Origin of the sequence: Caballeronia sp. LZ029 (assembly GCF_031451275.1) — a bacterium.
In the GTDB taxonomy this organism is placed as follows: Bacteria; Pseudomonadota; Gammaproteobacteria; order Burkholderiales; family Burkholderiaceae; genus Caballeronia; species Caballeronia jiangsuensis.
The window spans coordinates 2,671,219-2,692,674 of the sequence record NZ_JARUXO010000001.1 but is presented as its reverse complement, the minus strand read 5'-3'; the positions used below and the strand labels follow the sequence as shown (position 1 = coordinate 2,692,674).

Below are 21,456 nucleotides of genomic sequence, written 5' to 3'. Positions count from 1 at the left end.
GGACCGTGAAACGACTCCACGCCGATGATAGTGCGGATCACCCGTGTGAAAGTAGGTAATCGTCAGGCTCCTCATGCTAAAAACAAAAACCCCACCCCATAAAGGTGGGGTTTTTGCGTTTGTGGCGGCGAATCTGGCAGCGCGATGTTCTGAGGTGAAGAGCAGCGGCCCCTTCGCCGCCGCAGTTCATCAACGAGCCATGAATCGCTCTGCCAAACGCACCCAATACGACGATCCGACGGACAGGAGATCATCGTTGAAGTCATAGCTGGCGTTGTGCAGCATGCACGGTCCGGCGCCATGTCCACTTTCGCGATGTCCACCATCGCCATTCCCCAAAAACGCGTAGCATCCGGGCCTCTCGAGAAGCATGAACGAGAAGTCTTCCGCGCCCATCGTTGGTTCGACGGCGTTGTCGACCTTATCTTTTCCTACGACTTCGACCATGACTTCCGCCGCGAATCTCGTCTCGTCAGTCGCATTAATCGTCGGCGGATAGTTTCTGTTGAAGTGCAATTCCACTTCGCAATCGTAGGCCGCAGCAGTTGCTTCGACGATTTTGCGCATGCGCTCTTCGATCAGATCGAGTGTTGCAACGGTGAAGGTGCGCACAGTCCCGCCGAGCCAGGCCTGATCGGGCACCACGTTCGCTGCTTCTCCAGCATGAATCTGGGTGATGGAAAGCACCGCCGTATCGATCGGCTTTTTGTTTCGCGTAATGATGCTCTGAAGTCCGTTCGCAATCTGAACCGCCGTAAAGACCGGATCGCGTCCGTTATGCGGCAAGGCTGCGTGTGAACCAGTTCCGCGAACCGTGATGCGAAACTCGTTGCTCGAAGCCATGATCGGACCTTCGACCACGCCGAAACTGCCGGCGGGCATGCCGGGCCAGTTGTGAATGCCGAACACGGCGTCGACTGGAAATCGCTTGAAGAGACCATCCTCGATCATTGCCCTCGCGCCCGCACCGCCTTCTTCGGCCGGCTGAAAAATGAAAACGACGGTCCCGTCGAACTTGCCGTGCTCGGCGAGATGTTTCGCGGCGCCAAGCAGCATTGCGGTGTGACCATCGTGACCGCAGGCATGCATGCGGCCGTCGTTCGTCGATCGATGTCCGAATGTATTGAGTTCCTGAATGGGCAACGCATCCATGTCCGCGCGCAGCCCGATCGATGCGCCGCCAGTGCCGCGCTTCAGCACTCCGACGACGCCCGTCTTACCCAATCCCCGATGCACCTCAATTCCCCAGCGTTCGAGGCTGTCGGCTACCAGTTTCGCGGTGCCGACCTCTTCATAACGCAATTCGGGATGGGCATGGATCGTTCGTCGGAGTGTTTTGATTTCGTCGTGTGATGCTTCGATTTCTGGGATCAGATTCATTTGAACCGCTCTCACGTTTGAATTCGGATCGCGCATATTGAACGCGCGTTAGTCGCTCCATTTTACGCCGCCACTATTTGCGGCATCGGACGGTCGATCGCATAGCGGCCGTAATAGAATCCCGTCATCTGCCGCCTTTTGTTCTGATTTACCGGACTTCCAATGAACGCTCCAGCCGAGTTCGCCCGAGCCGTATGCCCACACGATTGCCCCGATACCTGCGCGATGCGCGTAACGGTCAGAGACGGCAAAGCAGTCAAAATTAGCGGCGATCCGGATCATCCTCCGACGCAGGGCGTTCTTTGCACGAAGGTCGCCCGATACGCCGAGCGTACACATCACAAAGATCGGCTTCTGACGCCACTGCGTCGCATCGGTAAGAAGGGCGAGGGCCGCTTTGAGCCGATCACGTGGGATGAGGCCCTGCAATTCGCTGCCGAACGCCTAAAGCCGATCGCGCAGCGTGCGCCCGAAGCCATCGTTCCCTACAGTTACGCTGGAACGATGGGTCTGGTGCAGGGAGAAAGCATCGCCGCTCGATTTTTCAACGTGCTAGGGGCCTCGCGACTCGAGCGCACCATTTGCGCCGCCGCGGGTGCGGCCGGCCTGCGCTACACATACGGCGCCAGCCTCGGCATGCACGCAGAGTTCTACGGAGAGAGCGAACTCATCCTGATCTGGGGAGCGAATCCGATCGCGTCGAGCCTGCATTTCTGGACGCGCGCTCAGGAAGCGAAGCGTCGCGGCGCAAAGCTGATCGCGATCGATCCCTACAAGTCGCTCACGGCGGAAAAGTGCCATCAGCATGTCGCGCTGCGCCCGGGCACCGATGCCGCGCTCGCTCTCGGCATGATCGACGTGCTGATCCGCGAGAATTTCATCGACGATGAATATGTAAGCGCGCATACGGTCGGCTTCGAAGAACTTGCGGCGCGCGCGGCGCAGTATCCGCCTTCGCGGGTTGCGCAGATCTGCGGCATCGAAGAGAACGTCGTCATAGAACTCGCTCGCGCTTTCGGATCGACGAAAAAGGCTGCGATTCGGCTCAATTACGGTATGCAGCGCGTGCGCGGTGGCGGCAACGCGGTCCGCGCAATCGCCTGCTTGCCCTCACTGACAGGCGCGTGGCGCGAGCGCGCAGGAGGCTTGCTGCTTTCTTCGTCAGGTTGGACGCCGGTCAACGGCAGTGCGCTGGAGCGTCCGGACTTGCTGCCCGGTTGGCCTTCGAAATTGCCGCGTGCGGTCAACATGAATGCGATCGGCGATGCGCTGCTGCATCCTGGCGACGAGAATTTCGGCCCCAAGATCGAAGCGCTGATCGTGTACAACTCGAATCCTGTCGCGGTGGCGCCCGATTCGGCGAAGGTCGAGGCGGGCTTCGCGCGCGAGGATTTGTTCACGATCGTGCTCGAACACTTTCAGACCGATACCGCCGATTACGCCGACCTGATCTTCCCCGCGACGACGCAACTCGAACATCTGGACGTCCACAAGTCGTACGGCCACACCCACGTGATGGCCAATCTTCCGGCGATTCAACCCGTCGGCGAAGCGCGTCCGAACACTGAAATTTTCCGCGGCCTCGCGCGCGCGATGGGTCTCATCGAACCCGCGCTTTTCGAAACCGATGAGCAAATCGCGTCGAAGGCTTTCCGCTGGGACGACAGGACGCTCGAAGGCCAGAGCTGGGACAAGCTGAAGGCGTCCGGCTGGCTGAAACTCGACATCGCCGAGGCTCCGCTGGCCGAGGGCGCGTTCCGGACGCCGTCCGGAAAGTGCGAGTTCTACAGCGAACGCCTGAAACTCGAAGGCCTCGATCCTCTGCCGGACTACCTGCCTCCGTACGAATCCGCGGACGGCTCGCCGGAACTGGCCGCGCGTTATCCGCTCGCGATGATCTCTCCGCCCGCCCGCAATTTCCTGAACAGCAGTTTCGTGAACATCGAGAGCCTGCGCGCGGCGGAACGCGAACCTCACTTGGATATTCATCCTGTCGATGCCGAAGCGCGAGGCGTCGCCGATGGCTCCCCGGTGCGCATTTTCAACGATCGCGGCTCGATGCAGGCCCGCGCGCGCGTGACAGACCGCGCGCGCGAAGGCGTAGTCGTCGGGCTGTCGATCTGGTGGAAGAAGTTGTCGCCGGATGGCTGCAACGCCAATCAGGTGACAAGTCAGGCATTGACCGATCTTGGAGGCTCCGCGACCTTTTACGATTGTCTCGTCGAAGTCGAGCAGTTGGATTGACGTGCATCGGACGAGCAAACTCGAACGGGTCTGGTGTATGGCGTCTAACCCAGTTGTCGGAGGCTTGGCGAAAAGTTACGATCTCGCTTCCGCACGACCATTCTAAAATCATATAAAGGAGACGCCGTATGGAGAAACCCTGGTTGCAGTCTTACCCGGCCGGCGTGCCTGCGTCCATCGATGCCTCCGCGTATCGGTCGGTTTCCGAGTTGCTCGAGGATAGTTTTCGCAAGAATCGCGATCGCCGCGCGTTCGTGTGCATGGGTCAGGCGATCACATACGCCGAGCTCGACGCAATGTCGAGAAAGCTGGCTGCCTGGTTCCAGCAGCGGGGAATGAAGCCCGGCGCACGCGTCGCGCTGATGATGCCGAACGTCCTGCAATATCCCGTCGCGATTGCGGCCGTGCTGCGCGCCGGCTACATCGTCGTCAACGTGAATCCGCTTTACACGCCGCGAGAGCTCGAACATCAACTCAAGGATAGCGGCGCGGAAGCGATCGTCATTCTGGAGAACTTCGCCGGCACGCTTCAGGCCGTCGTCAAGAACACGGCGATCAAACATGTTGTCGTCGCGTCGATGGGCGATCTCATGGGCTTGAAGGGGCTGCTGGTCAACTTCGTCGTGCGTCGCGTAAAGAAGATGGTGCCCGAGTGGAGCCTGCCCGGAAGCATTCGCTTCAACGATGCGATCGACCAGGGCGGCCGCATCGCGCTCCAGCCTGTCAGCCAGAGCCCTGATGACGTCGCGTTCCTGCAGTACACAGGCGGCACGACCGGCGTCGCGAAGGGCGCGACACTTACGCATCGCAATATCATCGCGAACACGCTGCAGTCCGAAGTCTGGCTCGATCCGGCCCGCAAGCGCCGCCCCGATATCGACCAGTTTGTTTGCGTGGTCGCGCTGCCGCTGTATCACATCTTCGCGCTGACGGTGTGCGGGATGCTGACGATCCGGACGGGCGGCTTGGGCGTGCTGATTCCGAATCCGCGCGATATCGCCGGGACCATCAAGGAATTGAAGGGCATTCCCATCAACACGTTCCCGGCGGTGAACACGCTTTACAACGCGCTGCTGAATCATCCCGATTTCGGCAAGCTCGATTTCTCCAAACTCATCGCGGCGAACGGCGGAGGCATGGCGGTTCAGGAGGCCGTCGCAAAGCGCTGGTTTGCCGCGACCGGTGTGCCGATCATCGAGGGTTACGGCTTGTCCGAGACTTCGCCGTGCGTGACCTGCAACCCGGTGACCGCGACCGAATATACGGGCACGATCGGCTTGCCGCTTCCATCGACCGAAGTCTCCATCCGCGACGATGACAACCGCGAAGTGCCGCTCGGCCAACCCGGCGAAATTTGCATTCGCGGGCCGCAGGTGATGGCGGGCTACTGGAACCGTCCCGACGAAACGGCCAAGGTGATGACGCACGACGGCTTTTTCCGCTCGGGCGACGTGGGCGTGCTGGACGAGCGCGGCTACGTGAAGATCGTCGATCGCAAGAAGGACATGATCCTCGTGTCGGGCTTCAACGTGTATCCGAACGAAGTCGAGGATGTCGTCGCGATGTTGCCGGGTGTGTTCGAAGTCGCAGCGGTCGGCGTAAAGGATCAGGCGTCCGGCGAGGCGGTGAAGCTATTCATCGTGCGCAAGGATCTCAGCCTGACGGAAGCCGATGTCATCGCCTTCTGCAAGGAGCGACTCACCGGCTACAAACGCCCGCGCATGATCGAATTCCGCGACGAGTTGCCGAAGAGCAATGTCGGCAAGATTCTGCGACGCGAATTGCGCGACGGCCGCGCGTAGCGTTCGAATCATCTGAAGCGAAGAAGCCATCGTGTCGTGAGACGCGATGGCTTTTTTGTTGGGGACGCGCTACGTAATGCCCCGATCGCGAACGAAAAAAAGGCGCCCGAAGGCGCCTTTCAGAGGATACCGCTTTGTTACGACTTATTAGAACTTGTGACGGATACCGACAACAGCGGCAACCTGGTTCGACGTCGACGACGGCGACAGGCCGTTGATGTTCGCAACCGCGGTGCGGTTCGTCGAGTCCGTGCCGCTCGCGTGCTGGTAGATACCGTCGATGTACACGTCCGTACGCTTCGACAGGAAGTAGTCGGCGCCGAGCATGCCTTGATGGTACTTGGCATCGGTCAGGCCGTAACCCTTCGTGTAGTCGTATGCGACGCCGAGCAGCAGGGCCGGGGTCAACTGATACTTGAAGTTGATTTCGGCGTTGTGGAACTTGCCCGAACCGCCCGTGTAGCCAGCCGGGTTCAGGCCAGCGCCTGCTTCGTTGCTGACGTCCTTGAACTGCGTGTTGCTATACGTTGCGCCGATGGTCGCTGCGCCGAACGTGTAAGCACCGCCAGCCGTGATGACTTGCTGCGTCTTGGCCGATGCGAAGCCCGAGTACACGCGGCTCGTCATGTTCGAAGCCGTAGGCGTCGTGGTCGCCGTGCGGCTCGTCGCGTTGTTGCCGAAGAACGAGTAGTTCGGATCCTTGACGTTCAAGTAGCCCGCGCCCAACTGCAGGGGACCTTGCGAGTAGCCGAGACCAACCGACCAGATCTGGTTGCGGTTGAACTGGCCAGCCTGGCCGCCGAGGCTATACAGGCCGCCGAACGTGAAGCCAGCGTAGTTTGCGCTCGTGTACTTGACCGCGTTGTTCACGCGATTCGAGTTGTTCATGTTGTCCAGGTCGCCCGGGTGCGCGCCGAAGTACGACGCCCACTGGCTACCGACTTCGAATGCGCCGGTGTAGTCAACCACGGAGTCGTACTGGCGACCCAGGGTGACCGTGCCGAATTGCGCCGTCGACAGACCGACATAAGCCTGACGGCCGAACATGTCGCCGCCTTGGCCCAGCTGACCGTTGAACACGTTGAAGCCGTTTTCCAACACGAAGATGGCCTTCAGACCGCCACCGAGGTCTTCCGTGCCGCGCAGGCCCCAACGGCTACCTTGCAGGTTGCCGCTGTTCATTGCATACAGCTTTTGACCGTTGCTGTTGTTGTTGTAGGCGAAGCCTGCGTCGATGATGCCGTACAGCGTCACGCTGCTCTGCGCATGTGCGGCGCCAGCGAATGCGCCCAATGCGGCGAGAGCGAGAAGCGACTTTTTCATTGAATAGATCTCCAGGGAGTGTTTGCGACTTTGTGGCAAGGTCACTGTTCTAGCGCCAGTGTGTTGACGGTCCCTGCCGGGCTTCTAAATTGAAGTTGAGACGTAATGTAACAAAGAGACTTTGGCGGACAAAGGAAAAGGGGGTGATCCGCCGGACTAATGTGACGTTTACGCAACAGGCGCTAAAATGTTGGTTTTGCAGGAGTTTTGCGACTCGTGTTTGCCCTAATTACCAAAACTTGTGCGCGCGAAGGGGCGATTTGGGTGCAGTTGCGCGGGCGGAAAGTACTTCGTCAAGATTTGTGGGCACGCTAAACCGCGATGCATTCGCAACGGTTTCCATGGACGAACCTGCACGCTCTCCAGACTGCCGCAAGCCTGTTCTGGCAAGCCTGCGCGGCGTCGCGGCCTGTCGATGTGCGCTAGAATCCGCGTTTTCCCTCGCATGCTCGCTCAGCCATTGGTCGCAGTACCAGATCAGTTCCGACGAGCCTGCGAATACGGTTTGCCGCAACGTGCAAACGCCGTGACCACGGACTATGAAGAGAGGTGACAACATGACGCTCGATGAAGTCATCAGCGAGTTCGATCGAGGCTTGCGCTCCATGACCGGTGTAAGTCGCATGTCGCGGCCGATTCCCGAATCGACGATGTCCGGCTCGGACCTGCAAGGCGAAGATCTTTCCGAGGAATCGCAACTCACCGAGAAAGAGCGCGCTCACTCGGCCGGCTTGATGCGTGTGAATCACGTGGGCGAAGTCTGCGCACAGGCGCTTTATCAGGCGCAAAAGCTCGCGACGAATTCGCCGGAGCTCAAGGCGAGCTTCGAGCGAGCGGCTCGCGAGGAAGAAGATCATCTCGCGTGGACGTCGACGCGGCTGAAAGATCTGGAGTCGCGGCCAAGCTTGCTGAACCCGTTGTGGTACGCGGGCGCGCTCGCGATCGGTTTCGTCGCGGGCCGCTTCGGCGATCGCGCGAGTCTCGGTTTCATGGCTGAAACCGAGCGTCAGGTCGAGCAACATCTCGACGGCCACATGAAGACGCTGCCGGCGAACGATCACGCGTCGCGCGCGATCGTCGAGCAGATGCGTCTCGATGAAAGCGCGCACGCCGCCGCGGCGATCGGCGCGGGTGGAAGCGAAGTACCGTTTCCGGTTCGCGCGCTGATGCGTGCGGCTTCCAAAGTGATGACCGGCACGGCCTATTACATATAGAGCATTGAACGCCTCGACCGATCGCGCAGCCGGTCGGCCCGAGGCGCATCCCGCCGGAACCCAAGAGCAGACCATGAAACGGCCCGAAGAACCGTTACATTTCCCTCATTTCGCCTGCTCATTTCACGTACTACCTTCACATCCCGCACTAGCTCTCTAATTCATAACGGTTTTCTCTTTCATCGCCACTTCAAGCTCCCGCGCTAAGTCCTTGTTCTAGCGAATAAAAAGCACTCGAAAAAAAGTTACGCGTCTTGACCGAGGAAATGCGTTCCTCTAAAGTGGGAGACAGTGTGAGAAAGTGGTCTTTTGTGTGATTCAGAAGCCATTTTCGAGCAAAACTGGGTGGGACGGGCGTCAGGGTGGGCGTCCGAAACGGGGAGAGGGTGAGTGTTCCAAGGGGCGTCGGCGCTGACGCTCGATGCGAAAGGACGGATGTCGGTTCCGTCTCGCTATCGGGAAGCGCTGCAAGGGCAGGCAGAAGGCCGGGTGACGCTCACGAAGAGCCCGGATGGATGCCTGTTGCTCTTTCCTCGCCCGGAGTGGGAAGTCTTTCGCGCCAAGGTCGCCGCGCTTCCAATGGAAGCCATGTGGTGGCGGCGCATCTTTCTCGGTAATGCAATGGATGTCGAACTCGACAGCGCCGGGCGCGTGCTGGTCTCGCCCGAGCTGCGCGCTGCCGCGTCGCTGGAAAAAGAAGTGACCCTGCTCGGCATGGGCGCGCACTTCGAGTTGTGGGATTCGCAGACATACGCGGCGAAGGAAGCAGCGGCGATGGCGCAGGGCATGCCCGACGCGCTGAAGAATTTCACTTTCTGACGCGGCGCTGAAGACCATGGCGAAGTCGGGAAATGAGTTGCAGCACCGGACGGTGTTGCTGAACGAAGCGGTGGATGGGCTGATCAAGCGCACGGACGGCATCTATATAGATGGCACGTTCGGGCGCGGCGGTCATAGTCGGGCGATCTTGCAGCGGTTGGGGGAAGCGGGGCAGCTCATCGCCTTCGACAAGGATCCTCTTGCAATCGCCACGGCGCAACAGATTCAAGACTCGCGTTTTTCGATCGTGCACGACAGCTTCGCGGCGTTGCGCGATGCGGCGAGCGAGCGTGGGATCGGGCGGGTGTCGGGCGTGTTGCTGGATCTTGGCGTGTCGTCGCCGCAGGTGGACGACCCGGAGCGCGGCTTCAGCTTCCGCGCAGAAGGTCCGCTCGACATGAGGATGGATCCGACTCGCGGCGAGTCGGCGGCTGAGTGGCTCGCACGAGCCACGGTGCAGGAAATCACGGAGGTCATCAGAGATTATGGGGAAGAACGGTTTGCTTTTCAGATTGCAAAGGCGCTTGTTGCTCGCCGGGCAGAGTCCGACCGTCTTGGGCCTCTCGACAGCACGAGCGAGCTTGCCGAAATCGTGGGTCACGTCGTCAAAACCCGTGAAAAGGGCAAGGACCCGGCAACTCGCACCTTTCAGGCTATACGGATTCACGTCAATCAAGAGCTTGCGGAGCTGCAGGTAGTACTTGAGTCGGCACTGGCATTGTTGGAGCAAGGGGGGCGGCTGGTCGTGATCAGCTTTCATTCACTCGAAGACCGGATCGTCAAGCGGTTCCTGCAGGCGCACGCGAACGCGCCGGCGGTGGATCGTCGCTTGCCGATCCGCGCGGTCGATCTTCCCAGCCCGCCGCTGCGCGTGGTGGGACGCGTGTTTCCGAGTGATGCCGAAGTCGCCGACAATCCGCGCGCGCGGTCCGCTGTGATGCGTATCGCTGAGCGGATCGCGCCATGAACCGACTCAATATCTTCCTGCTGATCATCGTGCTCGGGTGCGCGCTGTCGGTCGTCAGCTCCACCAATCAGCAGCGGGAAATCTTCATCGACCTGCAGCGCGCGCAGTCGCAGGAGCGTCAGCTTCAGCAGGACTACGCGCAGTTGCAGTATCAGCAGAGCGCGCTTTCGAAGACGTCGCGCATCGAGCAGTTGGCCACTAACTCACTGAAAATGCAGCCCGTGACGACCGGCCGAACGCAATATCTCACCTACGACACGGCGACCGGCAAGGCCGCCGACGCACCCATGCCGCCGCCGCTGCCGGCGTCGGCGCCGCCTGCCCGCGGAGCCAAGCGATGAAAAAATCCGCGAAGCAGAAAGACATCGCTCATACGCCAAACCCGCTTCTCGCCGTGCGCCTGCCGATGTGGCGCTCGAAGTTCGTCGTGTTCCTGCTCTTCATGGCGTTCGTCGCGCTCGCCGCGCGCGCGTTCTGGATTCAGGGTCCGGGCAACGCATTCTTCAAGAAACAGGGCGAGAGCCGCTATCAGCGCACGCTCGAAATGCCGGCGACGCGCGGCCAGATCCGCGACCGCAACGGCCTCGTGCTCGCGACGAGCCTGCCGGTGAAGGCCATCTGGGCGATTCCCGAAGCCGTGCCGAACGATCTCGGCGCGGACAAATTCGCGCAATTGTCCAAGCTGCTCGAAATGCCGGAAAAAGAGCTGCGCGCGAAACTCTCGATGGACAAGACCTTCGTCTACGTGAAGCGACAGGTGTCGCTCGAAGTCGCGCAGAAAGTCGCCGCGCTCGACATTCCCGGCATTTATTCGCGCGGCGAATACAAGCGCTTCTATCCGGAAGGCGAAATCACCGCGCACCTGATCGGCTTTACTAATATTGAAGACAAGGGCCAGGAAGGCGTCGAACTCGGCGACCAGAACGTTCTCGCCGGCACGCCGGGCATGCGTCGCGTCATCAAGGACCGCATGGGCCATATCGTCGAGGACGTCGACGAGCAGGTCGTGCCGCACAACGGCGCGGATGTCGAACTCTCGATCGACAGCAAGATTCAGTACATCGCGTACACGAACCTGAAGGCGGCCGTCGAGAAGTCGAAGGCGAAGGCAGGCGCGGCGATCGTGATCGACGTGAAAACGGGCGAGGTGCTCGCGCTCGTCAACTATCCCACTTACAACCCGAACGACCGCGCGCGCATGACGGGCGAGCAGTTGCGCAACCGCATTCTCACGGACACATTCGAGCCGGGCTCGATCATGAAGCCGTTCACCGTTTCGCTCGCGCTCGATCTGCATCGGGTGACGCCGAATACGCTCGTGGAAACGGGCGGCGGTGTCTTCGTGCTCGACGGCGCGCGCATCACGGACGATTCCGGGTTCGGCACGCTCACCGTTGGCGGCGTGATTCAGAAGTCGAGCAATATCGGCGCGACCAAAATTGCGATGCAATTGCGCCCCGAAGAAATGTGGAACATGTACACGAGCATCGGGCTCGGTCAGGCGCCGAAGGTCGGTTTCCCGGGCGCGGTGACGGGGCGTTTGCGGCCGTGGAAAAGCTGGCGGCGCATCGAGCAGGCGACGATGTCCTACGGCTACGGTTTGTCGGCGTCGTTGTTCCAGCTCGCGCGCGCGTACACGGCGATCGCCAACGACGGCACCATCCTGCCGGTTTCGATTTTCCGCACGCCCGGCGATCAGCCGCCGATCGGTCAGCAGGTTTTCGCGCCCACGACCGCGCGTCAAGTGCGCGCGATGCTCGAAACCGTAACGGCGAAGGGCGGCACGTCGCCGGATGCGGCGGTGCCGGGCTATCGCGTCGGCGGCAAGTCGGGCACGGCGTACAAGCACGGCGGTCACGGCTACGACCATTCGAAGTACCGCGCATCGTTTGTCGGCATGGGGCCGATGCCGAATCCGCGCATCGTCGTGGCGGTGTCGGTCGATGAACCGACGGTCGGTAGCCACTTCGGCGGTCAGGTGTCGGGTCCGGTGTTCTCGGGCATCGTCGGCGATACCTTGCGCGCGCTCAACGTGCCGCCCGACATGCCGGTCAAGCAGATGGTCGTGACGGACGACTCGAACTCCGCCGCACAACCGCTCGCCCAGCAGCCGGCGAACAGAAACAACGCGAACACCGCGAAGAAAGTCGCGGTGTCGAGCAACACGAAGACGCACCCGGGAGTCGTGCGATGAGCGCGCAGGCCCGACAAAGCAAGATGCAAAAGGACGTATCACATGCCGTTCAATGGCTGCGCGCGCACGCGCAGCCCGAGGCGCAACTGCACGCCGACACGCGCTCGCTCAAAAGCGGCGACGTGTTCCTCGCCTATGCGGTCGACGGTGCGGACAGCCGCCCGTATCTCGACGCCGCGCTCGCCGCGGGCGCAGCTGCGGCGCTGTATCAGCCGGAGAAGTTCACCGGCAAGCCCGATGCATCGAAGACGCTCGCCGTGAAGGCGCTGAACGAGCTCGCGGGCCCGATCGCTTCCGCGTGGTACGGCGAGCCGACGGCATCGATGCTGACTGTCGGTGTGACGGGCACGAACGGAAAGACCTCGTGCAGCCAGTGGATCGCCACGGCGTTGACGGCGCTCGGCCGTCCGTGTGCGATCGTCGGAACGCTCGGCATCGGCATGCCGGGCAAGCTCGTGCATAGCGGCTTCACCACGCCCGACGCGCCGCAGTTGCAGCGCAATCTCGCGCAACTGAAGCTTCAAGGCGCGGAAGGCGTCGCGATGGAAGTGTCGTCGCATGCGCTGCATCAGGGCCGCGTGAATGGCGTCGATTTCGACATCGCCATTTTCACGAACCTCACGCAGGATCATCTCGACTATCACGTCACCTTCGACGCCTATGAAGCAGCGAAGGCGCGTCTGTTTTCTTGGCCGTCGCTTAAGACCGCGATCGTCAATCGCGACGATGCTGCGGGCCGGCGTCTGATCGAATCGTTGCGCGGCAACGTGCGCACGATTGCCTACGGCGTCGAAATGCCCGCCGATGCCGTGCCGAGCGCCGACGCGATGCTGCTCGCGACGCAAGTCCGCGCGACCGCGACGGGCACCGCGTTTCATCTGTCGTCCGACTGGGGCGAAGCCGATGTCGAAGTGGGCACGCTCGGCACGTTCAACGTGAGCAATCTGCTTTCCGTGCTCGGGGTGCTGCTCGAAGTCGGTGTGCCGTTCGCCGCCGCCGTCGCGCGCATCGAGAAGCTCGAATCCGTCAACGGCCGCATGGAGCGTCTCGGCGGACGCGTTCAGAGCGATGAGCCGCTCGTCGTGATCGACTACGCACACACGCCCGATGCGCTCGACAAAACGCTCAGCGCGCTGCGCCCGATCGCTCAGGCACGCGGGGGCGAACTCGTCTGCATGTTTGGCTGCGGCGGCGATCGCGATGCGACCAAGCGCCCGTTGATGGGCGCAATCGCGGAGCGCCTCGCTGATCAGGTCGTCATCACGAGCGACAACCCGCGCAGCGAAGACCCGCAAGCCATCATCGATCAGATCGCAATCGGCATGACCGATGCCGCCAAGGCACGCCGTATCGAGGACCGCGCGAGCGCGATCCTGCAGGCGATCCGCTCGGCGGCGCGCGAGGATGTCGTCGTGCTCGCAGGAAAAGGACACGAAGCCACGCAGGAAATCATGGGCAAGAAGCGCGCGTTCTCGGATCAGGATCACGCGAGGCTCGCACTTGCCGCACGCGCCACGCAACAGCGCGGAGGTGGCGAATGACGATGTTCACCTTGCGCGAAGCCGCCGCGATGATTCCCGGCGCCGTCCTGAAGAGCGAAGAAAACGTGGTCATCGAGCGCATCGTCACGGACAGCCGCGGTGTTCAGGCCGGTGACCTGTTCGTCGCAGTGCGGGGCGATCGCTTCGATGCGCGTGATTTCCTGGATCAGGTAGCGAAGAGCGGCGCGGCTGCGGCGCTCGTGTCACGCGACCCGGGCAACATCGATGCCTGGCCGCTTCCTGTCATCAAGGTAAAGGACACGCGCGCCGCGCTCGGTGCGCTGGCGCACGGCTGGCGCAAGCGCTTCACGATGCCGCTCGTCGCTGTCACGGGCAGCAACGGCAAGACGACGGTCAAGGAGATGATCGCGTCGATTTTCGCGGCTGCGGTCGGCGAGGAATCGCGTCTCGCGACGGCTGGCAACTTCAACAACGACATCGGCTTGCCGCTCACGCTGTTCCGTCTGAATGCATCGCACAAGCTCGCGGTGGTCGAACTCGGCATGAATCATCCGGGCGAAACGGAAGCGCTCGGCAAGATCGCCGCGCCGGACGTCGCCGTCGTGAACAATGCGCAACGTGAACATCAGGAGTTCATGGCGACGGTCGAAGCGGTCGCGCTCGAACATGCATCGGTGATTCACGCGCTCGGCGAAACGGGCACCGCCGTGTTCCCCGCCGACGATCAATACGCCGTCTTCTGGCGCACGGCCGCGACGGACAACGCGATCATCGACTTCGCGCTGACGGACGACGCGTCGAAAGCAGCCGTCACCGGCACGCTCGAAGGCACGACGGTACGCATGCAGACACCGCAAGGCGCGCTCGACATCGCGTTGAACGTGCTCGGCGAACACAACGCGCGCAATGCGATGGCCGCGACCGCAGCCGCGCTCGCCGCGGGCATCTCGCTCGATGCGATCAAGCGCGGTCTCGAATCGTTCCAGCCGGTGAAGGGCCGACTGCAGGTGAAGCGCGCGATCCTCGGCGCGCTCGCGGGCGCGACCGTCATCGACGATACGTACAACTCGAATCCCGATTCGATGCGCGCCGCGATCGACGTGCTCGCATCGCAGGCATCGCCCCGCGTGCTCGTGATGGGCGACATGGGCGAGGTCGGCGAAGAAGGTCCGGCGTTTCATCGGGAAGTCGGCGCATATGCGGCCGAGCGCGGCATCGATGCGCTCTTCGCGCTCGGCGCCGCCAGTGTCGATTCGGTGAACGCATTCAACGCGCAGGCATCGAAGCAAACCGCGCAGCATTTCGGTGATGTCACCGAAATGGTCGCGGCGCTCGAACGCGCAGGTTACGGCAACAACGCAACGTATCTCGCCAAAGGCTCGCGCTTCATGAAGATGGAGCGTGTGGTGGACGCCTTGACGACGCCACTCCAACCCGCTGCGGGCAATGCGCCCGCGGCACATTGATTCACTGAAAGAGAAGGACCAGCATGCTACTCGCACTCGCGCAATGGCTTCAGAATGACGCCAGCTTCATGCGCGTGTTTACCTACATCACGTTCCGCGCCGTGGGAGCCACGGCGACGGCGCTTTTGATCGGCCTCGTTTGCGGCCCGTGGGTCATCCGCAAGCTGACCTCGCTCAAGGTCGGCCAGGCCGTGCGCAAGGACGGCCCGCAGACGCACCTCGTCAAGTCCGGCACGCCGACGATGGGCGGCGTGCTGATTCTCATCGGCATCGCGGTATCCACGCTGCTGTGGGCCGATCTCACGAACCGCTTCGTGTGGATCGTGATGCTCGTCACCTTCGGCTACGGCGTGATCGGCTGGGTGGATGACTATCGCAAGGTCGTGCACAAGGATCCGCGCGGCATGTCATCGCGCGAGAAGTATTTCTGGCAGTCGGTGATCGGCATTTTCGCGGCCGTGTATCTCGCGTTCAGCGTCTCGGAGGCGAACAACGCGCGCGTGTTCGATCTCTTCATGGCGTGGGTGAGGAGCGGCCTGTCGATGGGCCTGCCCGCACGCGCGGACCTGATGCTGCCGTTCGTCAAGGCGATCAGCTATCCGTTGGGCGTGTGGGGCTTCATCGCGATGACGTATTTCGTGATCGTCGGTTCGAGCAACGCGGTGAATCTCACCGATGGCCTCGACGGTCTCGTCATCATGCCCGTCGTGCTCGTGGGTGCGTCGCTCGGCGCGTTCGCGTATGTGATGGGCAGCTCGGTCTACTCGAAATATCTGTTGTTCCCGCACATTCCCGGCGCAGGCGAACTTTTGATCTTTTGTTCCGCAATGGGAGGCGCGGGTCTCGCGTTTCTCTGGTACAACACGCACCCCGCGCAAGTCTTCATGGGCGATGTCGGCGCGCTCGCGCTCGGCGGCGCGCTCGGCACGATCGCGGTGATCGTCCGTCAGGAGATCGTGCTCTTCATCATGGGCGGCATCTTCGTCGCGGAAACGCTCTCCGTGATGCTGCAGGTCTTCTGGTTCAAGTTCACGAAGCGCCGCTACGGCGAAGGCCGACGCTTCTTCAAGATGGCGCCGCTGCATCACCACTATGAGTTGTCCGGCTGGACCGAGACACAAGTGGTCGTGCGCTTCTGGATCATCACGTTGATGCTGTGTCTCTTCGGATTGTCGACGCTCAAGTTGCGTTGATCTTTTTGCGTTTTCGCGGTTTCAGGTTTTTGGGAAAGGTAAAGCGATGTTTGGCGAGAAGTTTGTCGGTCGGCAAAGTCCGATGGTGCTCGTGCTGGGACTGGGTGAATCCGGTCTGGCGATGGCGCGCTGGTGCGCCAGGCACGGTTGCCGCCTGAAGATCGCCGACACGCGCGAAACGCCGCCGAATCTTTCCGAGCTCGCGATCCACAAGATCGATGCTGATTTCATCGGCGGCGCATTCACGCCCGCTTTGCTTGATGGCGGCATCGAACTCGTCGCGATCAGCCCGGGGCTTTCGCCGCTCGCGCCCGATCTCGCGCCGTTGATCGCCGCAGCGAACGAGCGCGGCATTCCCGTTTGGGGTGAGCTCGAACTCTTCGCGCAGGCGCTCGCCGGATTGAGCCTGAACGGTTACGCGCCGAAGGTCATCGCGATCACCGGCACGAACGGCAAGACCACGACGACCGCGCTCACCGGCCTTTTGTGCGAGCGTGCTGGCAAGTCGGTCGCGGTTGCGGGCAATATCAGCCCGTCGATGCTCGACAAGCTGACCGAAGCCATCGATCAAACCGCGCTCCCGGATGTCTGGGTGCTCGAACTGTCGAGCTTCCAGCTTGAAACCTCGCATACCTTCGCCCCGCACGCGGCCGCGGTGCTCAACATCACGCAGGATCATCTCGACTGGCACGGCGGCCTGGACGCGTATGCCGCCGCCAAGGGACGCATCTTCGGTCTGCGCACGACGCGCGTGCTGAACCGTGACGACGCCCGCACGATGGCGCTCGCGAAAAACATCGCGCAGGACCGCGTCGTGACGTTCGGGCTGAACGAGCCGTGTCATGTCGGCGATTATGGTTTGCTGCGCGACACCGGCATGACGTGGCTCGTCATCGGCGTCGATCGCGATGCCGCCGACGAACCCGCGCCGTCGCGTCGCCGCAAGCAGGAAATCAGCGAGCCGAACGTCGTTTCGAAGCGGCTGATGCCAGTCGATGCACTGCGCATTCGCGGTCTCCATAACGCGGCGAACGCGCTCGCGGCACTCGCGCTCGCGCGTGCGATCGATCTGCCGCTCGCGGCGCTGTTGCACGGCCTGCGCGAGTATCGCGGCGAGCCGCATCGCGTGGAAGTGATCGCGCAGATCGATGGTGTCGATTACGTCGACGACAGCAAGGGCACCAACGTCGGCGCGACGGTTGCCGCGCTCGATGGCCTCGCGCAACGCATCGTGCTGATCGCCGGCGGCGACGGCAAGGGCCAGGATTTTTCGCCGCTCGAAGCGCCTGTCGCACGCTGGGCGCGCGCGGTCATGCTGATCGGTCGCGACGCGCCGCGCATCCGCGAAACGCTCGCGTCTACAGGTGTCGTGCTCGAAGACCACGCGACGCTCGAAGCCGCGACGAACGCCGCCGCGCGCATCGCGGAAGCCGGCGACGCCGTGCTGCTCTCGCCCGCGTGCGCGAGCCTCGACATGTTCAAGAACTACGCACACCGCGCCGACGTGTTTCGCGGCGCGGTCGAAGAAATCGCCGCCGCGCGGGGAGTGATGCTATGAGCTGGTCGGACCGCTTCGGATCGAAACTCACGGGCCAGCGCAACGCGATGCCGGGCGACTCGCTCGCGGGCCGCTCGAATTCCGGCTCCGGCACGCGCGGCGGCATTTCGAGCGCGGTGAACGGCGTGCGCCCCGCGCGCTCGCGCATGCTCGACTACGACTATTCGCTGCTGTGGGTGATGATCTCGCTGCTCGGCCTCGGCATCGTGATGGTGTATTCGGCGTCCATCGCAATGCCCGATTCTCCGAAGTACGCGAGCTATCGCGACTATCACTTCCTCGTGCGCCACCTGGTCTCGATCACGACGGCGCTCGTCGGCGCAATCATCGCGTTCAAGATTCCGATCAAGACCTGGGAGAAGTACGCGCCGAAGCTGTTCCTCTTCGCGCTCGTGCTGCTCGTCATCGTGCTGATTCCGCACGTCGGCAAAGGCGTGAACGGCGCGCGCCGCTGGATTCCGCTCGGCATCACGAACATGCAGCCGTCGGAAATCATGAAGCTCGCGGTGACGATCTACGCCGCGAACTACACCGTGCGCAAGCAGGAATTCATGCACAGTTTCGGCAAGGGCTTTCTGCCGATGGCGGTCGCGGTCGGCGCGGTCGGCGCGTTGCTGCTGCTCGAACCCGACATGGGCGCGTTCATGGTGATCGCCGCCATCGCGATGGGCGTGCTGTTCCTCGGCGGCGTCAACGGCAAGCTGTTCGGCGGGCTGGTGGCGACGGCGGTCGGCACATTCACGTTGCTCGTGTGGGCATCGCCGTGGCGCCGCGAGCGGATCTTCGCTTACCTCGATCCGTGGGACGACCGTTACGCGCAAGGCAAGGCGTACCAGTTGACGCATTCGCTGATCGCGTTCGGACGCGGCGAGTGGTTCGGCGTTGGTCTCGGCGGCAGCGTCGAAAAGCTCAACTATCTTCCGGAAGCGCATACCGACTTCATTCTCGCGGTGATCGGCGAGGAGCTCGGTTTCGTCGGCGTGATCTGCGTGATCTTGCTGTTCTACTGGATCGTGCGCCGCGCGTTCGAAATCGGCCGTCAGGCGCTCGCGCTCGATCGCACGTTCGCCGGTCTGATGGCGAAGGGCGTCGGCATCTGGTTCGGCGCGCAGACCTTCATCAACATGGGCGTGAATCTCGGCCTCCTGCCGACCAAGGGTCTCACGCTGCCGCTCGTCAGCTATGGCGGCTCGGGCATTCTGCTGAACTGCGTTGCGCTGGCTGTTTTGCTGCGCGTGGATTACGAGAACCGGGTGCTCATGCGCGGAGGAAAAGTATGACCGCGCAACGCGACCGCACCTTGATGGTGATGGCGGGCGGCACCGGGGGCCACGTGTTCCCGGGGCTCGCGGTCGCGCACTGGATGCAGGCGCACGGCTGGCGCGTGGTGTGGCTCGGCAATGCGAACGGCATGGAAGCGACGCTCGTGCCGAAGCATGGCATTCCGATGGAATACGTGCGCTTCGGCGGCGTGCGCGGCAAGGGCATCAAAACGAAGCTGATGTTGCCGGTGAATCTGCTGCGCGCATGCTCGCAGAGTCTCGCCGCGCTGCGTCGCGTGAAACCGGACGTCGTGCTCGGCATGGGCGGCTATATCACGTTCCCGGCGGGCATCATGACGAAGCTCGCGGGCTGCCCGCTCGTGCTGCACGAACAGAATTCGATCGCGGGACTCGCGAACAAGGTGCTCGCGCATCTCGCGAAACGCGTGCTCGTTGCGTTCCCCAATGCTCTGCCGAATGCCGAATGGACCGGCAATCCGATTCGCGCGGAACTAACGAGCGCGTTGCCACCCAAAGTACGCTACGCCGCGCGTTCCGGGCGTCTGAATGTGCTCGTCGTCGGCGGCAGTCTCGGCGCGGCCGCTTTGAACGAAACCGTGCCGAAGGCGCTCGCGATGCTCTCTCCGGAAGAGCGTCCGCGCATCGTTCATCAGGCGGGCGCGAAGCATATCGAAGCACTGGAAGCGAACTACGCAGCGGCGGGTCTCACACGCGGTGAAGACCTGCAACTCGTGCCGTTCATCGAGGACATGGCGGGAGCGTACGCATCGGCGGATCTCGTCATCTGCCGCTCGGGCGCGATGACGGTGTCGGAGATCGCCGCGGTCGGCGTGGCCGCGCTCTTCGTGCCGTTCCCGTTCGCCGTCGACGATCACCAGACGACCAACGGCGCCTTTCTCGCGAAGAACGGCGCGGCTGAATTGATACAACAACGCGATTTGTCGGCGCAGAAGCTCGCCGACTGGCTACGCGCACAGTCGCGTGCATCGCTCGAGCAAATGGCCGAGCGCTCGCGCGCACTCGCGAAACCGGACGCGACCGAGAAGGTCGCGAGCATATGCGCCGACGTGGCCGGCGCGCGTGTGAACGCGCAAGCTCGGGAGGCACATTAAATGAAACATATCGTCAAGCATATTCACTTCGTCGGGATCGGCGGCGCAGGCATGAGCGGCATCGCCGAGGTGCTGCTCAATCTCGGCTATCACGTGAGCGGTTCGGATCTCGCGAACGGCGCCGTGACCGAGCGGCTGCGTGCGCTCGGCGCGCGCGTCGAGATCGGTCATCACGAGCAGAACATCGAAGGCGCGAATGCGGTTGTCGTGTCGACGGCCGTGCGTTCCGACAATCCCGAAGTGCTCGCCGCGCGTCATCGTCGTGTGCCGATCGTGCCGCGCGCCGTGATGCTCGCGGAACTGATGCGTCTGAAGCAAGGCATCGCGATCGCCGGCACGCACGGCAAGACCACGACGACTTCGCTCGTCGCGAGCGTGCTCGCCGCTGGCGGACTCGATCCGACCTTCGTGATCGGCGGCCGCCTGAACAGCGCGGGCGCGAACGCGCGTCTCGGCACGGGCGATTTCATCGTCGCGGAAGCGGATGAATCGGACGCATCGTTCCTGAATCTCTTCCCGGTGATCGAAGTCATCACGAACATCGACGCCGATCACATGGACACCTACGGCCACGACTTCGCGCGGCTGAAGCAGGCGTTCATCGAGTTCACGCATCGTCTGCCGTTCTATGGCATCGCGGTGTTGTGCGTCGACGATCCGAACGTGCGCGAGATCCTGCCGTTCGTATCGAAGCCGATCATCCGCTACGGCCTGGGCGCGGAAGCGGAAGTGCGCGCGGTGAACGTCGAGGCACGCGATGGCCGCATGCATTTCACGACGCTGCGCGCGGATGCGCCGTCGCTCGACATCGTGCTGAACCTTCCGGGCACGCACAACGTGCAGAACGCGCTCGCGGCCATTGCAATCGCGACTGAACTCGAAGTCGCCGATGCCGATATCCAGCGTGCGCTCGCCGAATTCAACGGCGTGGGCCGGCGCTTCCAGCGTTACGGCGAAGTCAACGCGAGCACCGGCGAAGGCGCGTACACGCTGATCGACGACTACGGTCATCACCCGGTCGAAATGGCCGCGACGATCGCGGCGGCGCGCGGCGCATTTCCCGATCGCCGTCTCGTTCTCGCGTTCCAGCCGCATCGCTATACGCGCACGCGCGATTGCTTCGAGGATTTCGTGAGAGTGCTGTCCACCGTCGATGCGCTCGTGCTCACCGATGTCTACGCGGCAGGCGAAGCGCCCATCGTCGCGGCGGACGGCCGGGCATTGGCGCGTGCGATTCGCGTCGCGGGCAAGGTGGAGCCGGTGTTCGTCGAAACGATCGACGAAGTGCCCGACGCGGTGACGACGATCGCGCGCAACGGCGATGTGGTGATCACGATGGGCGCGGGTTCCATCGGCGGTGTGTGCGGAAAGCTGGCGAATGGCCAGAACTGAAATGACA

Annotated in this window: 16 protein-coding genes; 14 read left to right on the top strand and 2 right to left on the bottom strand. The window is 62.5% G+C overall.

Translation table 11 applies throughout. The features are described from left to right. Nucleotides 1-189: 189 nt before the first annotated feature. Nucleotides 190-1,380 carry a M20 aminoacylase family protein gene (locus QCE73_RS12645; protein ID WP_309881484.1) on the bottom strand — a complete coding sequence of 397 codons (1,191 nt, stop codon included), beginning with the start codon at nt 1,378-1,380 and terminating at the stop codon, nt 190-192. A 162-nt stretch (nt 1,381-1,542) separates the two neighbouring features. On the opposite strand from QCE73_RS12645, the gene QCE73_RS12640 reads away from it, so the two are divergent. Then, nucleotides 1,543-3,624, top strand: a complete 2,082-nt coding sequence (locus tag QCE73_RS12640) for a molybdopterin oxidoreductase family protein (RefSeq protein WP_309881483.1) — start codon at nt 1,543-1,545, stop codon at nt 3,622-3,624. 128 nt (nt 3,625-3,752) lie between these two features. Continuing rightward, entirely contained in the window at nt 3,753-5,426 is a 1,674-nt protein-coding gene (locus tag QCE73_RS12635; RefSeq protein ID WP_309881482.1) for a long-chain fatty acid--CoA ligase, read from the top strand. 147 nt (nt 5,427-5,573) lie between these two features. Here QCE73_RS12635 and QCE73_RS12630 read toward each other — a convergent pair whose 3' ends face one another. After that, nucleotides 5,574-6,749 carry a porin gene (locus QCE73_RS12630; protein WP_309881481.1) on the bottom strand — a complete coding sequence of 392 codons (1,176 nt, stop codon included), beginning with the start codon at nt 6,747-6,749 and terminating at the stop codon, nt 5,574-5,576. A 557-nt stretch (nt 6,750-7,306) separates the two neighbouring features. Between QCE73_RS12630 and coq7 the strand changes: the two genes are divergently transcribed. From coq7 to murC, 12 genes are all read left to right on the top strand, one after another. Next, on the top strand, nt 7,307-7,963 hold the full coding sequence (gene coq7 / locus QCE73_RS12625; protein WP_309881480.1) for a 2-polyprenyl-3-methyl-6-methoxy-1,4-benzoquinone monooxygenase: 657 nt from the start codon (nt 7,307-7,309) through the stop codon (nt 7,961-7,963). A 390-nt stretch (nt 7,964-8,353) separates the two neighbouring features. After that, nucleotides 8,354-8,782, top strand: coding sequence for a division/cell wall cluster transcriptional repressor MraZ (mraZ, locus tag QCE73_RS12620; protein WP_035510172.1), 429 nt, complete (start codon nt 8,354-8,356; stop codon nt 8,780-8,782). Between the two features lie 16 nt (nt 8,783-8,798). Beyond that, a complete protein-coding gene (rsmH, locus tag QCE73_RS12615; RefSeq protein WP_309881478.1) occupies nt 8,799-9,749 on the top strand; it encodes a 16S rRNA (cytosine(1402)-N(4))-methyltransferase RsmH in 951 nt (316 codons plus the stop codon). Next, entirely contained in the window at nt 9,746-10,090 is a 345-nt protein-coding gene (gene ftsL, locus QCE73_RS12610) for a cell division protein FtsL (protein ID WP_035510177.1), read from the top strand. The genes rsmH and ftsL overlap by 4 nt, the downstream gene beginning before the upstream one ends. Beyond that, on the top strand, nt 10,087-11,943 hold the full coding sequence (locus QCE73_RS12605) for a penicillin-binding protein 2 (protein WP_309881477.1): 1,857 nt from the start codon (nt 10,087-10,089) through the stop codon (nt 11,941-11,943). The genes ftsL and QCE73_RS12605 overlap by 4 nt, the downstream gene beginning before the upstream one ends. Further along, the gene (locus QCE73_RS12600; protein WP_309881476.1) at nt 11,940-13,484 is read left to right on the top strand and encodes a UDP-N-acetylmuramoyl-L-alanyl-D-glutamate--2,6-diaminopimelate ligase; all 1,545 of its coding nucleotides are present in this window, start codon (nt 11,940-11,942) and stop codon (nt 13,482-13,484) included. Before QCE73_RS12605 ends, QCE73_RS12600 begins: the two co-directional genes overlap by 4 nt. Then, a complete protein-coding gene (gene murF, locus QCE73_RS12595) occupies nt 13,481-14,911 on the top strand; it encodes a UDP-N-acetylmuramoyl-tripeptide--D-alanyl-D-alanine ligase (protein WP_309881474.1) in 1,431 nt (476 codons plus the stop codon). The genes QCE73_RS12600 and murF overlap by 4 nt, the downstream gene beginning before the upstream one ends. A 23-nt stretch (nt 14,912-14,934) precedes the next feature. Further along, nucleotides 14,935-16,104 carry a phospho-N-acetylmuramoyl-pentapeptide-transferase gene (mraY, locus tag QCE73_RS12590; protein WP_035510189.1) on the top strand — a complete coding sequence of 390 codons (1,170 nt, stop codon included), beginning with the start codon at nt 14,935-14,937 and terminating at the stop codon, nt 16,102-16,104. A gap of 46 nt (nt 16,105-16,150) precedes the next feature. Beyond that, nucleotides 16,151-17,662, top strand: coding sequence for a UDP-N-acetylmuramoyl-L-alanine--D-glutamate ligase (murD, locus tag QCE73_RS12585; RefSeq protein WP_309881472.1), 1,512 nt, complete (start codon nt 16,151-16,153; stop codon nt 17,660-17,662). After that, nucleotides 17,659-18,942 carry a putative lipid II flippase FtsW gene (gene ftsW, locus QCE73_RS12580; RefSeq protein ID WP_035510194.1) on the top strand — a complete coding sequence of 428 codons (1,284 nt, stop codon included), beginning with the start codon at nt 17,659-17,661 and terminating at the stop codon, nt 18,940-18,942. Before murD ends, ftsW begins: the two co-directional genes overlap by 4 nt. Continuing rightward, nucleotides 18,939-20,057, top strand: coding sequence for an undecaprenyldiphospho-muramoylpentapeptide beta-N-acetylglucosaminyltransferase (murG, locus tag QCE73_RS12575; RefSeq protein WP_035510196.1), 1,119 nt, complete (start codon nt 18,939-18,941; stop codon nt 20,055-20,057). The genes ftsW and murG overlap by 4 nt, the downstream gene beginning before the upstream one ends. Further along, nucleotides 20,058-21,449: a UDP-N-acetylmuramate--L-alanine ligase gene (gene murC / locus QCE73_RS12570; protein WP_309881470.1), complete on the top strand. Its 1,392-nt coding sequence runs from the start codon at nt 20,058-20,060 to the stop codon at nt 21,447-21,449. It abuts the gene before it with no gap. Nucleotides 21,450-21,456: the final 7 nt, after the last annotated feature.